This is a genomic window from Sphingomonas sp. 320_CC, assembly GCF_059691795.1.
In genome coordinates, this window is sequence record NZ_JCAWAE010000005.1 from 61,500 (window position 1) to 76,237 (window position 14,738).

The window sequence follows — 14,738 nt, forward strand, 5'->3', positions numbered from 1 at the left end:
TGCCGGAACAGCTGCACCGTTGTTGACCAAAGTTTCGCATGCCGCATCGCTTGCCCCAGCATTGCGGTCTGTAAAGGTGACACCGCCGCAAAGCTTCGCTGGCAACTGGGCCTCGCTAACGGCAGGATACAGCGCGCCTGACTGGTTCCGCGATGCGAAATTTGGTATCTGGGCGCACTGGGGCGCTGCTTCGGTGCCGGCCGCAGGCGACGACTGGTATGCACGGGACATGTACCTTCAAGGTCATCCCTCGTACGAACACCATCTGAAGAATTACGGACATCCCGCAGACACCGGGTTCATGGAAATCCAGAACCGTTGGCGGGCAGAGCATTGGGACCCTGCCGGACTTCTGGACCTCTACAAGCGAGCCGGCGCGCGATATTTCATGGCAGTCGCCAATCATCACGACAATCTGGATTGCTACGCCTCTTCTCACCACGCTTGGAATTCGACCCTGGTAGGACCGCGCAGGGATATCGTCGGTACGTGGGAAAAGCTTGCACGGGAACGTGGGCTGCGTTTTGCCGTATCCAATCATTCCGGGCATGCTTGGCACTGGAATCAGGTGGCTTACGGTTATGATGTTGAAGGACCGCGGCGGGGACAGCGCTACGATGCGGCCAGACTCGCAAAGGCCGCTGGACGCGGCACTTGGTGGGAGGGGCTAGATCCGCAGCAACTCTACACGCGAGCGAGCATGGCGATGCCCGATGGTATCACCTCGATTGCCGAGGCCAACGCGTGGCATGCCGCGACTGATGGATTATGGGATGAGGGTGTGCCCCCGGATCCCGAGTTTGTCCGCCAGTGGGTGCTGCGATGCCAGGAACTGATCGACAAGTATCGGCCTGACATGCTCTATTTCGACAACCACGACCTGCCGTTGCAACAAGCCGGGCTCGACATGGCAGCATATTTCTACAACCGAAACATGCAGTGGAACGGTGGCCGGCTCGAAGGTGTGGTAACGGCAAAGGAAACGCCCCCGCAGCGGCGGATGGGGTTGGTCGATGTCGTGGAGCGTGGCCAGAAGAGCTACATAGACACGTTCCCATGGCAGACGGAAACGTGTCTTGGAAACTGGTTCTACGGCGAACAATATTACCGCGAGAACCGATACAAGACCGCAGCGAAGGTCCTTCATACCTTGTGTGATGTAGTGTCGAAAAACGGCAACCTGATGTTGAGTGTCCCGATCAAAGGCGATGGCACCATCGATGAAAAGGAGCGGCAGATCGTTGAGGAGATCGCGACTTGGATGGGCCGGTATGGAGAAGCTATCTATGGCACCCGCCCTTGGCGCTTGCACGGTGAAGGCTCGATAACTGATGGTGGCGGCGCTTTCTCGGAGGGAGGCCAGACCTCCACTTACACTGCAAAAGACGTTCGTTACGTGACCCGCAACGGCGCAGTTCACGCGCTGGTTCTAGGGTGGCCTGCGGACGGCAAGGTGCGCCTCACATTGCTGGGAAGCGGCAACCCCGTTGGTAGAGGCGAAGTACGACGCGTAACGCTGCCCGGTAGCGAGGCACCGTTACCATTCACGCGTTCGGCCGCTGCGCTTGAAGTTCGTGTCCCCAATACCGAACGAAATTCTATAGGGCTCGCTCTTGTCATCAACGGCGTCGGACTGACGACCTAAAGCGGAGCGCTGACAATCGGCAGCGACTGCTGACACGTCAACTCACCAGCGCATGCCATCAGGCCTTCTTCTTAGCTTTTCCGAGAGATGAACGGCAATCGACCGAGTAGGCCGCGGCGGCATTGGATACGATCCATTTCTAGAAAGCGTGGCGGTCAGAGGGAGTGGCGCGCCGCTCCAACCCTCTGGCTATAGGCATGAACAAGCGGCCAGAATTGGGAAGCTGAACCGATGCTCTGAACGTCCCCTTCTGGGTCTGGCCAGCAGCCGTACGAAGTCACCAGCTTGCAGTAGTTGGCGGCCGAAATCCACAGCCTCGCCCCTTCAGCGGAAGCGCCGAGCTATCAGCGAAGTAGAACATGCTGGTCAATCGATCGAGGCCTCGATCGACTGGGTAGGATCGGAAATCTGTGATCACAACGGTGCGATTGGCTTGCCCCGTTAGGCAGTAGGAATTGCACATCGAAAGGAAATGCTCGAGCTTGAGGATCGCCGTTTTCCACTCGTTGAGGCGGAACCGCGCTCCAAAGTAGGTGGCACCGTCGGCCTGCCATCTTTCATCGTCGAACGTACGCCAGATCGCATACCAGTCATGCCCATTGGTGATGATGCAACTGCGCGCGTCGGAAGCATCGAGATAGGACATGCCCTGATCGAGCGTGCTCTAGAAATTCGAAGTGTCGCTGCTGTACCGCAGCAGCGAAGCCCTGATCTTCTTGGTTTCGATGACGCAACCCTGAGGATAGTAGTAGTCCGGGTGAAGACCAATGCCATTTTAGCGCAGCCCCGGGTCCATCGTTTCGGACAGGTCAAGCGCGGAGAACCCAAGAAAGTTGGTGAGGACTGGATAAATGATCCGGCGTTTGGTCTGCTCTTCCTTCCAACGCAAATTGGCGTCACTAAAAATGCGATGGAGGCCAACCCCTGTCAACGTGACGATTTCCGGCTCCGCGTCGAGCCACGGCCATAACTTGCACATCTCCACGGGCCGCGGAGACTGCCATCCCCCCCGACCACCCGAGGCCATAAAGCCGTCCAAATTGAAGTACGTCATATCATCAGTCCAAACGCTGCCGGGGAAACGCACGGATAGAGGCCAAGGCAGTCTGCTCCCTACCGCCAAAGCGGTATTCTTGGAGCCGAAGACTGCGGAGTTAGGCCCATCAAGACAGGCCAGGTTTGGACGATGATACCTTCGGTTCGAGCAACATAGGATGGGAACAAGCGGACGCAATGGTCAGTATGGTCCATGACGCTATCGAATGACGTCGTGGTCGTCTCGGATCGCCGGAAGGGGGCGGGCAGCTATTGGCCAAGTCACAGTCGCAGCACAGCCCCTGAACGAGCGCCTAGAGTTGGGAGCCGATAAAGAACGTTCGAATGTCTGAAAGTGGGTCGTAAGCGGAATGGCCGGATGGCACGTTATGGACGCTGACGGCGTAGGCCCAGAACAGGGCCAAAAGTCACTAGTCCGCAAGCTAGAGCGAAATAGAGACTTCCTGCAAATACCCCTAAGCCGGACAGTCCGTCGTGAGGAGCGGTATGCAAATACCACTCGGTCAGAGCCGCCTGCATCGGGTAGAAGCCCGTGGGGAGAGCAATAGCGCCGAGTAAAGTAGCAAGACCAAGCCGTTTCAACGTCATCTGAAAAGACTGCCAGCATAAACGACTGTCTGCAATCGGCAGGCGCCTGGCCAACGCAGAACGACCCGATGTGGGCGTACTCACACTACGGTCATCGCACATCTGGCGAATGCTATGCCGACGGCGCGCCGCGCGTCCATCAGATCGGCGCCAAGTCCTTGCGCTCGTCTTCGCAGACCCGTGGGTGGCTTATTCGCGACAACCGACCGCGAACGACGAAATATCGGTCGTTCCGCATGAGGGGTGGCCGGAAGCGCCGACACCGTCAGCGACGGTATTGCTCCGCCAGGTCCGTCGCGGCGCCTCGAACCGCAAGCCATCGTTGACGCTCCGCCTCGGCGTCCGCCAGCGCTCTATGAGCTGGCGCCTTGCCGCGCGCGCGCGCCTCGATCAGCGTGACCAGATCCTCGACCGTTGCGTCCAGCAGGTCGGGCGGGACACTGGGGGCAAGGATCATGCGGGCATCTTCGTCGATGGCATCATCGGTGTCGCGAAGGCGGAGCGCCCGCCGGTCGAGGCCCGCACCACGAAGCAGGACGCTAAGCCACTTCCCGTCCCAGGATGGCGCGCTGGCGAGAAGGTCGTGGCCGGAAAGTACGTCGATCATGCGCTGCGCGACTGCGTCATGGGGCTCTCCTGCGCTCAGCAGCGTGCTGCGAGAAATATGATGGATAGCCTCCGCGTCTTCGTGCCAGTCGGTCCACGATGGTGCTGGGCGGATGAGGTGGGTCTCGGACCGCCCGTCCGCAAACACCCACGCCACCTCGATCGGGTAGCTTTGCTTGGCGAGCGACGAGGCTTCGAAGTCGAGAAAAACCAGCATGAGATCGTTAGCAGCCTTCGCGAGACGGTCCGAATGGATAGGGCATTGGCGTCTCCGCCGCCATGGCTGGGCATACGCTGAGCCGCAACGGCCAAGGCGCTTTCCACAGACCTATGCGCGCCTACCATCCAAATTTTACGCGGTCGACTGCTCGACATGTACTGGTGTAGACGTGTCGAACATCATACATGTGGGGAGGTCCGCTTATGATGCGCAGGCAAGACACGCATAATAATCAGAGACTTACAGAAATCGCTGTCCCGCATGATCCTTGAAGAGATCCGCATTACGGACATAGTCGGCAAGCACCTGTACCGATTTATGCCGGCTCACCTCCTGTAGCTTGAAGATCGTCGCCCCTTGCGACGCGCCCTCGGTGAGGAACCCTGCGCGTAAGGAATGCCCCGCAAAGTGCGTCGGATCATAGCCGGCAGCGGCCGCATAATGCTGGACGAGCCGCGCGATCGCCCGGTCCGACATCGCGGCGGGCGTCATCGCATCGCGCCGCGACAGGCGCCGGAACAGCGGCCCCTCGGCATGGCCCGCCGCAGCCATCCAGGCAAGGAGCAGCGCCTTGGGTCGAATGCGCGAACCTTCGGGGATCGCGATAACGATGCCTTGCCGTGTCTGATCGGTCTTCGAATGGGCGATGGTCAGCCTCAGCCCTTCGGGCACGATCCCGATATGCTCGACCTGCAGGGCGACGATCTCGGACCGCCGCAACGCGGCCGCCATCCCGATCGCCAGGATTGCCCGATCGCGTAGCGCCCTGAGCCCTTCGCCTTCGACCGCCGCCAGCATGTTACGAAGCGCGGCCGCGTCTGCGGGATGCTTTTGCCGTTTGGCACCGCCGTGTTCCGCGCGAATGCCGGCGAGCACTTCGGCCAGCCGCCCGGCGGTCGGCATGGCGGTCGGCGCGGGATACCCGCCAGCGCGATGATGATGACCGATTGCTGCCACCCGCCGATTGATCGTCGACGGGTTGAGTCCCGCACTGGCCTGATCGCTGGCAAAGACGGCGACGACATCGGGCGTTGCCGGCAATGACGCCAAGCCATGCTGCGTGCACCACGCCGTGAAGATCGCCCAATCGGAGTCATACGCACGCCGCGTCGCACCGGCGCGGGCGGCTTTGGCGTATGCGGCCGCCCGCTCGATCTTTTCGTGGAGGATCGCGGGGAGCGTCGGCTCATCAGGATCTACCGTAACGAGTGCGGTTGGTGCCAGCGCGAGGTCCAGATCGACAGGTGTTGGCTCGAGGGGGTGTGGAGCGACCATATAGAGCGTGTGCCATGCTCGCTTTCCGCGCGCCACCTTTTCGTCCGAGAATGACAGTTATCGGACATGCCTGGAAGGTGACGTGTTTCTGAACTAGCCACCGCTGCCGACGCGCGGTGGCTAGGAACTGCTTCGGTGACGCCTCTCAAACATGGGGATTTGCACTCGCGCAGTCCCAAGTTCGACCATAGCCTGGAATGACATCCGAATTCCGTCGGCCGACGCCGCTGCCGAAGGTACCGTTAGAGTGGGATTGCCCAATCTGCACAAACAGCGGTTGGCACAAGGGATCGCTTCGTTATAGCGAACCACCCTCAGGAGGCTCAATGACCGCGCATACAATCGTTCCCGTTATCCTTTCAGGTGGATCGGGCACACGCCTCTGGCCAATGTCGCGGCCGGAGATGCCCAAACAGATGCTCGCTCTGACGGCGGACGAAACGATGCTGCAGCTTACGGCGCGGCGGACGTCCGGTGGGCATTTTGCCGCACCGATCGTCGTTGCAAATGCTCGCCACGCCGACCTCGTCGAACAGCAGCTGACCGAGGCGGGCGTGACTCCGCAGGCTCTGGTATTAGAACCGATTGGCCGTAATACTGCACCTGCCATTGCGCTCGCCGCGATTGCAGCAGGAGGCGGTGATGCCGCGTTGCTGGTGATGCCGTCTGATCACGTTATCGGCGACGTTCCTGCTTTCCACGCTGCCATTGAAGCGGCGATGCCGCTTGTTGAGCAAGGATGGCTCGTCACCTTTGGCATCGCACCTGACGCGCCCGAGACCGGTTACGGCTGGATTCAGATCGGCGACGAGCTACAGCCGGGGATCAACCGCGTCGCGCGGTTCGTGGAGAAGCCTCCGCTCGACAAGGCACAGTCCATGCTCGCAAGCGGCGATCATGCGTGGAATGGTGGGATTTTCTTATTCCTCGCTAGCGCCTATCTTGAGGCAATTGCGCAATTCAATTCCGGCATGCTGATCGCTACCCGTGAGGCAATGGACAAGGCGCGTACCGAGGGCAAACGCATCTTTCCTGACGCAACTGCCTTTGCCACCTCACCAGACGATTCAATCGACTACGCAGTGATGGAAAAAGCTGACCGGGTCGCAGTGGTACCGGTCGATATGGGCTGGAACGATGTTGGCAGCTGGGATGCGCTGCATGCCATCAGTGATACTGATCGCGCTGGTAACGCACACCGAAGCCACGGAAGTGGCGACGTTGTTGCAATTGATACGAAGACTTGCTTTGTCCGTACTGACGGGATTCGCATATCTTTGGTCGGGGTTGAAGATCTGATCGTCGTCGCTAGTGGCAATGACGTGTTGATTATGCCACGCGGTCGCAGTCAAGAAGTCAAGAAGCTGATTGAGACGCTGAAAGCGCGTGATAAGTAGGCGACTTCATTACGTATCATCACAAAATTTGGCGCGCGCCGGCGGACCAAGCTGTAAAGGTTCTTGGACGTCGGCAGCTTGCTCATAAGGGCATTCGTGCTGGTACACGTCAGCAATCTGGTAAAGCGGATCAAAACGCGTACCGCGATACGATACCCGGCATCACGAGGTTCGCTGCGGCTCTATCATACGGAATCATATGGAATCGCTAGCCCATCCATCCGTTGCGTAGGTTGAACCGTGCTCACGAACGGACGCGCTGCGGCTATTGCCTTTGTCCCGCCTTAGAACCGATGAACAACAAAGACATACACCCAATCCGAAGTATGTTATGACGCGCTAGATTCGTTGATCGCAAAAGCCTCAAGCCGGGACAGTATATGACTAGAATGATCAGCTGACGGCCGCGGCTACCGATGGGTTCCATTCTCGGAAAAACCCATAGCTTTTCAAATTAATAGAGCTGTTTCGGCTTCATTCATGCGTCACAGGCCACGTATTTTGTCGCAGATGACGAGTAACGAGTATGACAGACGATTTATGCGATACCACCCAAAAATGACGAGCGCCAATCCCCCTTCGGTTGCGCAGGATGCGTCTCGTAAATCGCGCAATACCCAGGACAAAGCGGTGACCCGCGCGCATTGCTATATGGTGTTGGCGCTAAGTGACGCCCTGGTGATCGCCAGTTCGTTCATCGTCGCTAATCATCTCGTTAATCTCAGTGCGCCCGTTCCAATCGAACATGGTGTCGTCATGCTCGGCGCGATCCTACCGTTGTTCGCGATCCAGGCCAGCACCAACGGCACCTATGGAGCGGCGACGTTAGATGATCCGAATTTGGGAGCCCGCCGCGCGGCGCGCGCACTAACGATCGCCGGCGGGTTTGTCCTGCTGATCGCATACATGCTTAAAGCCAGTGGGTCCTTCTCTCGCGGCGTCTTCGCCTTCGGCTTTGTCGCATCGTTCATTTTACTCATCGTAGCCCGCCTAATCTTACGCCCGGTGATCAGCCGTTTGTTGGGAGGCTCCGCGCATACGACCATCGTCATCCATGATAGCGTTGATTATCAACGACAAGAAAACGAGATCGTACTGGACGTCCAGGCTCTTGGCTTTGACCCCTCAACCAGCGACCCGCATGCGTACAACATGCTTGCACGTAAAATCGGCCATGCAGATCGCCTGATCATAGCGTGCGAACCAGAGAAAGCTCAAGCATGGGCACCCGTATTGCGAACTCTCGCGGTTGATGGTGAAATCCTAACAGATGTGCAGGATGCGGTTGGTGCTATCGGAATGCGACGCTTTGGCGAACGTCGAACACTCATCATCAACAACGGCCCCATGACCCTATCGGCGCGCGGTATTAAACGCGTCTTTGATATTGTTTTCTCGCTTGCTGCTATTGTACTGTTCATGCCGCTATTCTTCGTAACCGCACTAGCTATTCGCTATGAGAGCAAAGGTCCTATCTTCTTTCGCCAAGAACGGATCGGGCGCGGGAATCGTATTTTTCGAATTTATAAGTTCAGAAGCATGTACGCGCAGGACAGCGATGCGCAAGCCGTGCGCTTGACGCAAGTCAACGACGCTCGCGTAACCCGCGTCGGCGCCTTTATTCGTCGAACCTCAATCGATGAGTTGCCGCAACTGCTTAACGTTCTGTTTGGCGATATGAGTATCGTCGGACCGCGTCCTCATGCCCTGGCTGCGAAGGCTGCCGATGTTCTCTACTGGGATGTCGATACCCGCTACCGTGAACGCCATGTCATTAAACCCGGGATGACCGGCCTCGCCCAGGTGCGCGGATTCCGGGGTAATACTCATCAACTCAAAGATCTAACCAATCGTTTGCAAGCCGATCTTGAGTATGTAGCCGTATGGTCTTTACGGCATGATCTGAGTATTATTTTACAGACGCTTAAGGTGGTGCGACATACAAATGCTTATTAATATCCTTTATGTATGATCTTTTGATTTAGCAAAGTATAGCATCATAGGTCGTTCGATTAGTAGCCAACTTGCCCAGCCGCATACTATAGCGAGAGCGAATGTCGCCAGCCCGAGCGCAAGTAGGTTTTCTGAGCCTAAATACTTTATGAGTAACTGTTCAATAGGCCACGCATAAAGATACAAGCCGTAGGATATGTCATTACGGTCATTGATACGTCCAAACGCAGTATCCCCGCCAAATCGCGCCACAGCGAGCAGCAAATAGCCACCGAAGATGGCAACGCCAATGTCGGTAAGCGGCGCGACTGGTAATGATATACAAAGCCCAACCGTTGCTAGGATGCAGCCCCTGCCAGTAAGCCGTAGTCGATCGCGAATAACGTAGAAGGTCGCACCAGCAAGAAACATTCCTGGCAGCTTGAATATGAAAGCGGGCGCTCCTGCGAAGATATGCCCCCTCGTCAGACTAGCAACATAGTTACCTGGCACGAGCTGCGCGGCAATTATGCATACTAGGGCAAGTATTGCTACCCAAATAGGGTGTTTATACAGCCCGACGAGTCCAAGCATTGCGGCGAGAATGTAGCATGCAAATTCATACTGTATCGTCCATGCCGCGCCATTAAGTGCAGAAACAGGATCGTTGTAATACTGTCCGATAAAAGCGCCGTCGACGCGAGGCTGACCGAGTATTGCAATGCGCGCAATACTATTTAGCAGAAGATGCGGCGACTTTACATCGAACACCGCGCCTGCCAAGGGCGCTACAATTAATAAGCACAATAACGAAGAAATAATAAACGCGGGATAGATTCTAACTACACGCTTTCTTAAAAATGATTTAAGTGACGTAGATTTTATGAAGCTCCCCGTAATCAGGTATCCGCTGATTATAAAGAAACCAAATACGGCAATACCGCCAAATGACAAGGTACCTGTTAGGTTTGTTAAAATCTCTCGTCGTGAGTTACCATCAGCCAACTCGGGCGTATGCGATACGATAACCAGTGCTGCAAGTAGAAGCCTTAGGACGCCAAAGGCGTTATGATGGCTACCAAAGCGCGCTGGCTTGCTTGCAAGCGCCGCAGAACCCACAGCACCCGAATTATATGGCTGTTCTATTGTAACTTGTCCTTTAATATCATTACCGTCAAATGAAGCTACGCTTTAGGCAATTTAAGATCGCTTTACCATAAGCGGTTTTTTTAAAGAACTCGCCGCGTTCGCGCGCCGCGTCAGCAGAAATAAACCCTTGCTCATAAGCGATCTCTTCCAGGCATGCGATTTGAATGCCTTGGCGGTGTTGGATTGTGCGGACGAACTCACTGGCTTCAAGTAGACTGTCGTGCGTGCCTGTGTCGAGCCAGGCATAGCCACGGCCCATCCGTTCAACGTACAGGTCACCCGCTTCCATATATAGGCGGTTGAGATCGGTGATTTCGAGCTCACCGCGGGCCGACGGCTTCAGGTCGCGAGCGAGCTCAACGACGCGATTATCATAGAAGTACAAGCCGGTGACCGCATGGTTCGACTTAGGAGCCTCTGGCTTCTCCTCGAGACTGATCGCCTTGCCGCCTTCGCCAAACTCGACCACGCCGTAGCGCTCGGGATCTTCGACGCGGTAAGAGAATACTGTCGCACCGCTTTTGCGTGCGACGGCGCTGGCCAACAGGTCGGTCAGGTGCGCGCCGAAGAAAATGTTATCGCCGAGCACGAGCGCGACGTTGTCGTCGCCGATAAAGTCCGCTCCGATCGTGAACGCCTGAGCGAGACCCTCGGGCTTGGGTTGTTCGGCATAGGCGATCGTCAGGCCGAGCGCCGAGCCGTCACCGAACAGGTTCTTGTAATTGCCGATATATTCCGGGCTTGAGATGATCAGGATGTCGCGGATGCCGGCGAGCATAAGGACCGACAGCGGGTAATAGATCATTGGCTTGTCGTAGACCGGCAGCAGCTGCTTGTTGACGGCCAGCGTAGCCGGATGGAGCCGCGTGCCCGAACCGCCTGCGAGAATGATGCCCTTCACGCGCGTGTCTCCTTATTGGGTGTCCCGAGCAATTCGTCGAGGATGTTGCCGAGCGCGGTCTGCCACGCTGGCGGCTGAATGCCATAGTCACAGATGATCGCATCGTGGCTGAGTAGCGAGTTGGCCGGCCGCGTTGCTGGTGTCGGGTATTCGGCGGTGGTGATGCCCTGCACCTCGGCGCTGGCACCGCCGCGGGCGGCGCTCTGTGCGAAGATCTCGCGGGCGAAGCCCGCCCAGGTGACCGCGCCGGCGTTGCTGAAGTGATAGGTGCCTGTCGGTGCGGTAATGTCTTCGACGAGACGCATCGTGATTTTTGCAAGCGCGGCTGCGAGGTCGGTGGCCGACGTCGGGCTGCCCTGCTGGTCGTCTACCACCCGCAGGGTGGGATTGGTCGCACCGACGCGGAGCATCGTTTTGATGAAGTTGTTGCCGTGCGCGCTGACCACCCAGGCGGTGCGGACAATCGCGTACCGTGCACCCGACGTGCGAACCGCGAGTTCACCGCCGAGCTTTGAGGCACCGTACACGCCGAGCGGGGCGACCGGATCGGTCACCTCCCACGCGCCATCGCGGGCCCCGTCGAAGACATAGTCGGTCGAAACCTGAACGATCGGGATCTCGGCCTTAACGCACGCCTCTGCAAACGCCGCAGGTGCCATCGCATTGACGGCCCAGGCAGTAACGACATCGCTCTCGGCCTTGTCGACCGCGGTATAGGCGCCAGCCGAGATGACCGCGGCCCAAGGTTGCGACGCGACCATCGCGGTAATCGCTGCGGTATCGCGCAGATCAAGGTCGTCGATGTCGATTGCGGTCACGGCCCAGCCTTCGGGCCAGGCAAAGCGCCTTAGCTCGGTACCGAGCTGGCCATTCCCGCCGGTGACGAGGATGCGCTTCACGTCACTCATACAGACAACCCCCGGCGCTGGTCGGCCTTGTGCTCGGCGACGATGGCTTCCCACCAACCCTGATTGTCGAGATACCAGGCAACGGTCTTCTCGATACCCGTCTCGAAGGTCTCCGACGGTTCCCAGCCGAGCTCGTTCTTGATCCGGCTCGCGTCGATCGCATAGCGCTTGTCGTGGCCGGGGCGGTCGGCGACGTAGGTGATCTGCCTCGCGTAGGACTGACCGTCGGCGCGCGGCCGGAGGCGATCGAGGATCGTGCAGACGGTCTTTACGACCTCGAGGTTCTGCTTCTCGTTGTTCCCGCCGACATTGTAGGTCCGGCCGGGCTCGCCCTTTTCGAACACCGCGTGCAGCGCGCGGACGTGATCCTCGACGAACAACCAGTCGCGGACCTGGTCGCCCTTGCCATAGACCGGGAGGTCGGCGCCAGCGAGCGCCTTGACGATCATCAGCGGGATCAGCTTTTCGGGAAAGTGATACGGCCCGTAATTGTTCGAGCAGTTGGTGATCAGCACCGGCAGCCCAAAGGTGTGACCCCAAGCCGAGACGAGATGGTCCGAGCCGGCTTTCGACGCCGAGTAGGGCGACCGCGGATCGTACGGCGTCTCTTCGGTAAACAGCCCGGTATCGCCGAGCGAGCCGTAGACCTCGTCGGTCGAGATGTGATGGAAGCGGAACGCGGCCTTCGCCTCGTCGTCGAGGCCGAGCCAATAGGCGCGTGCCTCGCTGAGCATCGTGAAGGTGCCGACGACGTTGGTCTGGACGAACGCGCCGGGCCCGTCGATCGAGCGGTCGACATGGCTTTCGGCTGCCAGATGCGTGACGATCTCGGGCTTGAACTCGGCGATCGCGGCTTTGACGACCTCTGCGTCGCAGATGTCGCCCTGGACGAACCGGTAGCGGTTCGAGTTCGCGACACGCTCCACCGTCGACAGCGTGCCGGCATAGGTCAGCTTGTCGAAGTTCAGGACCTCATGGTCGGTCTTCTCGATCAGGTGACGGACGAGAGCCGAGCCGATGAAACCGGCCCCGCCGGTGACGAAGATGCGCATGGGTCTGTCCTTCAGGCGAGCGGCGCCAGCGGGCGGCCGTCATAGGGAAAGGGGCTGTCGAAGTCGGCGAGTAAAGGCTGCACCGCATCTTTGCCCGACAGTTCGGGAACGGTACCAGCGGGCATCGGCCAGTCGATGCCGCCCGAACCAATCGCAGGGTCATCCCAGCGGATGCCGCCATCGCTGTCGGGTGCGTAGGTGTCCGAGCATTTGTACGAGACTTCGCAATTGTCCTCGAGCGTCACGAAGCCGTGCGCAAAGCCGATCGGGATGAAGAGCTGGTGGCCGTTCTCCGCTGATAGCTCGGCGCCGACCCACTGACCATAGGTTGGCGAGCCCTTGCGAATGTCGACGGCCACGTCGAAAATCCGGCCGCGGACGCATCGCACCAGCTTGTCCTGGCCCCGGGGCGGTGATTGGAAATGTAGCCCCCGAAGGGTGAAGGCGGGTACGGACAACGAGTGGTTGTCTTGCACGAATGTGCAGGAGATGCCCAGTTTTTCGAACGCCGGTACCGAGTACACTTCGGTGAACCAACCGCGGGCATCGCCAAAACGGCGTGGTATAATGAGCTGTATCGGATTCATCGGAGTTCCGTACAGCACCGACCGCGACGCAGCAATTGCACGCGGATAAAGCTTGCCGATTGCACCATTCGCTGCGGTTCTTTATGGTGCCGGATTGATCTGGTTCGACGAATACCGTCGATCGCTCCTCGTCATCGTCCCTGACTGTGTCCGGGTTAGCGTCCAAAGGGATGAGTTTGTCACCAGTCCGTGTGTTTGTCCGCCCTGCCCTCATTATCGCAGGCGGTATGCTGCTGGGGTGGCTGGTACTTGCCACAACTATGGACAGGATATTTGCACGAGCGGCACCCAAAATAGCCTTGTTTTGGAACCCTGCTAGTGCCGACGCTAACGTTCGCGCTGCAGACCTCATGCTGCAAACTGGCAAAATCTCCAGCATCGATAAAAAAGTTGCGCGTTTAGCAGGTCGTTCGCTCAACCGTCAGCCAGTGAATCCCGGCGCTGCGCGACTTCTGGGCATCGTCGCTGCGCAAGAGGGCAATCTACCGCGCGCCACCCACATGATACAGTACGCAGAGACGATGTCGCGCCGCGACCTTCCAACTCAGTTGTGGCTAATTGAAAGTAGCGTCACGCGGGGCGACGTGAAGACAGCGCTATTGCACTATGATCGAGCACTTAAAACCAATAATAGTTCTTATGCACTACTCATGCCAATCTTGGTGAACGCTGCCAATGATGATGATGTCTCGCAATCCCTCGCCATCACTCTAGCCCGCCGACCTCAATGGTGGCGCCCCTTCTTGGAGCGCTATGCGGCTAACGGGACATCGCCTCAAGCGCTCTATGCATTTTCACGTGCGCTCCACCTAGATTCCGCACCGTCTTCGGATCCTGGAATGTTGCAAGCCATAGAAAAACGTCTCGTCGAGCTGTTTTCCTATGAGAAGGCCGCAGCGCTTTATGCTCATGCACATGGTCTAGCATCACTCAATAACAGCCTAATACGTAACGGCGATTTTGAGCACCCCGGTAGTGCCGATCCTTTTGACTGGAATCTGGTTGATGAAGAGAACTTAGCCGGGGTGCGCCAGACGAGTCCTGTTCGTGGTGGCGGCAATGCTTTGTTCCTGTCTGCAACGAATGGTCGAGGCGGTGATCTTGCCGTTCAATTAACGATGATGCCGCCCGGCACCTATGAGATTTCTGCCAAAGTTGGAGGTGTCGAAGGCGATCCGCTAGCCTTCCCGCGATTGATCGTACGTTGCGCCAAGGACGCTCGTGAACTCCTGCAAGTAGCCTTCCCGCAATCGCCTGACACGGGACGTATGTGGCGTGCGCGCCTGACGATACCAACAGATTGTAATGCGCAGCGCATTGTACTGCGTGCTACGAGTACGCTGGACGAACAAACTTCCTCACCTTGGATCGACGATATAGTTGTTCGTCCGAGCCCCATGATCCCGCGGGGGGAACGCTGAC

13 protein-coding genes are annotated in these 14,738 nt (G+C 58.1%); 4 read left to right on the forward strand and 9 right to left on the reverse strand.

Features of this window, described 5'->3' with window-relative positions; genetic code table 11:
• The first annotated feature begins 22 nt into the window (after window positions 1-22).
• Complete coding sequence (locus tag AC59GX_RS18510; protein WP_497302186.1) at window positions 23-1,645, forward strand: alpha-L-fucosidase; 1,623 nt, start codon at window positions 23-25, stop codon at window positions 1,643-1,645.
• A 277-nt stretch (window positions 1,646-1,922) separates the two neighbouring features.
• On the opposite strand, the gene AC59GX_RS18515 is transcribed toward AC59GX_RS18510, so the two are convergent.
• The 4 genes from AC59GX_RS18515 to AC59GX_RS18530 form a co-directional block, all read right to left on the reverse strand.
• Window positions 1,923-2,291, reverse strand: coding sequence for a hypothetical protein (locus AC59GX_RS18515; protein WP_497302187.1), 369 nt, complete (start codon window positions 2,289-2,291; stop codon window positions 1,923-1,925).
• A gap of 129 nt (window positions 2,292-2,420) precedes the next feature.
• The gene (locus AC59GX_RS18520; RefSeq protein WP_497302188.1) at window positions 2,421-2,699 is read right to left on the reverse strand and encodes a hypothetical protein; all 279 of its coding nucleotides are present in this window, start codon (window positions 2,697-2,699) and stop codon (window positions 2,421-2,423) included.
• An 855-nt stretch (window positions 2,700-3,554) separates the two neighbouring features.
• The gene (locus tag AC59GX_RS18525) at window positions 3,555-4,112 is read right to left on the reverse strand and encodes a 3'-5' exonuclease (RefSeq protein WP_497302189.1); all 558 of its coding nucleotides are present in this window, start codon (window positions 4,110-4,112) and stop codon (window positions 3,555-3,557) included.
• A gap of 243 nt (window positions 4,113-4,355) precedes the next feature.
• Window positions 4,356-5,390 carry a site-specific integrase gene (locus AC59GX_RS18530; protein WP_497302190.1) on the reverse strand — a complete coding sequence of 345 codons (1,035 nt, stop codon included), beginning with the start codon at window positions 5,388-5,390 and terminating at the stop codon, window positions 4,356-4,358.
• A 326-nt stretch (window positions 5,391-5,716) separates the two neighbouring features.
• On the opposite strand from AC59GX_RS18530, the gene AC59GX_RS18535 reads away from it, so the two are divergent.
• Both AC59GX_RS18535 and AC59GX_RS18540 read left to right on the forward strand, forming a co-directional pair.
• On the forward strand, window positions 5,717-6,787 hold the full coding sequence (locus AC59GX_RS18535) for a mannose-1-phosphate guanylyltransferase/mannose-6-phosphate isomerase (RefSeq protein WP_497302191.1): 1,071 nt from the start codon (window positions 5,717-5,719) through the stop codon (window positions 6,785-6,787).
• A gap of 558 nt (window positions 6,788-7,345) precedes the next feature.
• A complete protein-coding gene (locus tag AC59GX_RS18540; protein WP_497302192.1) occupies window positions 7,346-8,743 on the forward strand; it encodes a sugar transferase in 1,398 nt (465 codons plus the stop codon).
• 6 nt (window positions 8,744-8,749) lie between these two features.
• Here the strand turns inward: AC59GX_RS18540 and AC59GX_RS18545 are convergent, their stop codons facing one another.
• From AC59GX_RS18545 to rfbC, 5 genes are read right to left on the reverse strand one after another with little or no spacing between them, the layout of a single operon-like run.
• Entirely contained in the window at window positions 8,750-9,838 is a 1,089-nt protein-coding gene (locus AC59GX_RS18545; RefSeq protein WP_497302193.1) for an acyltransferase family protein, read from the reverse strand.
• Between the two features lie 55 nt (window positions 9,839-9,893).
• A complete protein-coding gene (gene rfbA / locus AC59GX_RS18550; RefSeq protein ID WP_497302194.1) occupies window positions 9,894-10,769 on the reverse strand; it encodes a glucose-1-phosphate thymidylyltransferase RfbA in 876 nt (291 codons plus the stop codon).
• Window positions 10,766-11,677 (reverse strand): dTDP-4-dehydrorhamnose reductase, encoded by a 912-nt coding sequence (gene rfbD / locus AC59GX_RS18555; RefSeq protein ID WP_497302195.1) that lies wholly within the window; start codon window positions 11,675-11,677, stop codon window positions 10,766-10,768. The genes rfbA and rfbD overlap by 4 nt, the downstream gene beginning before the upstream one ends.
• On the reverse strand, window positions 11,674-12,729 hold the full coding sequence (gene rfbB, locus AC59GX_RS18560; RefSeq protein WP_497302196.1) for a dTDP-glucose 4,6-dehydratase: 1,056 nt from the start codon (window positions 12,727-12,729) through the stop codon (window positions 11,674-11,676). The genes rfbD and rfbB overlap by 4 nt, the downstream gene beginning before the upstream one ends.
• 11 nt (window positions 12,730-12,740) lie before the next feature.
• The gene (rfbC, locus tag AC59GX_RS18565; protein ID WP_497302197.1) at window positions 12,741-13,316 is read right to left on the reverse strand and encodes a dTDP-4-dehydrorhamnose 3,5-epimerase; all 576 of its coding nucleotides are present in this window, start codon (window positions 13,314-13,316) and stop codon (window positions 12,741-12,743) included.
• A 227-nt stretch (window positions 13,317-13,543) separates the two neighbouring features.
• Here rfbC and AC59GX_RS18570 point away from each other — a divergent pair, with 227 nt between their 5' ends.
• Window positions 13,544-14,737, forward strand: a complete 1,194-nt coding sequence (locus tag AC59GX_RS18570; protein ID WP_497302198.1) for a tetratricopeptide repeat protein — start codon at window positions 13,544-13,546, stop codon at window positions 14,735-14,737.
• The last annotated feature ends 1 nt before the right edge of the window (window position 14,738 follow it).

What these genes read in the sequence shown, in the direction of transcription:
- AC59GX_RS18535 (WP_497302191.1), top strand. Translation starts at nt 5,717, where the DNA reads ATGACCGCGCATACAATCGTTCCCGTTATCCTTTCAGGTGGATCGGGC.
- rfbB (WP_497302196.1), bottom strand. Translation starts at nt 12,729, where the DNA reads ATGCGCATCTTCGTCACCGGCGGGGCCGGTTTCATCGGCTCGGCTCTC.
- AC59GX_RS18515 (WP_497302187.1), bottom strand. Translation starts at nt 2,291, where the DNA reads ATGTCCTATCTCGATGCTTCCGACGCGCGCAGTTGCATCATCACCAAT.
- AC59GX_RS18525 (WP_497302189.1), bottom strand. Translation starts at nt 4,112, where the DNA reads ATGCTGGTTTTTCTCGACTTCGAAGCCTCGTCGCTCGCCAAGCAAAGC.
- AC59GX_RS18570 (WP_497302198.1), top strand. Translation starts at nt 13,544, where the DNA reads ATGCTGCTGGGGTGGCTGGTACTTGCCACAACTATGGACAGGATATTT.
- AC59GX_RS18530 (WP_497302190.1), bottom strand. Translation starts at nt 5,390, where the DNA reads ATGGTCGCTCCACACCCCCTCGAGCCAACACCTGTCGATCTGGACCTC.
- rfbC (WP_497302197.1), bottom strand. Translation starts at nt 13,316, where the DNA reads ATGAATCCGATACAGCTCATTATACCACGCCGTTTTGGCGATGCCCGC.
- rfbD (WP_497302195.1), bottom strand. Translation starts at nt 11,677, where the DNA reads ATGAGTGACGTGAAGCGCATCCTCGTCACCGGCGGGAATGGCCAGCTC.
- AC59GX_RS18540 (WP_497302192.1), top strand. Translation starts at nt 7,346, where the DNA reads ATGACGAGCGCCAATCCCCCTTCGGTTGCGCAGGATGCGTCTCGTAAA.
- AC59GX_RS18520 (WP_497302188.1), bottom strand. Translation starts at nt 2,699, where the DNA reads ATGACGTACTTCAATTTGGACGGCTTTATGGCCTCGGGTGGTCGGGGG.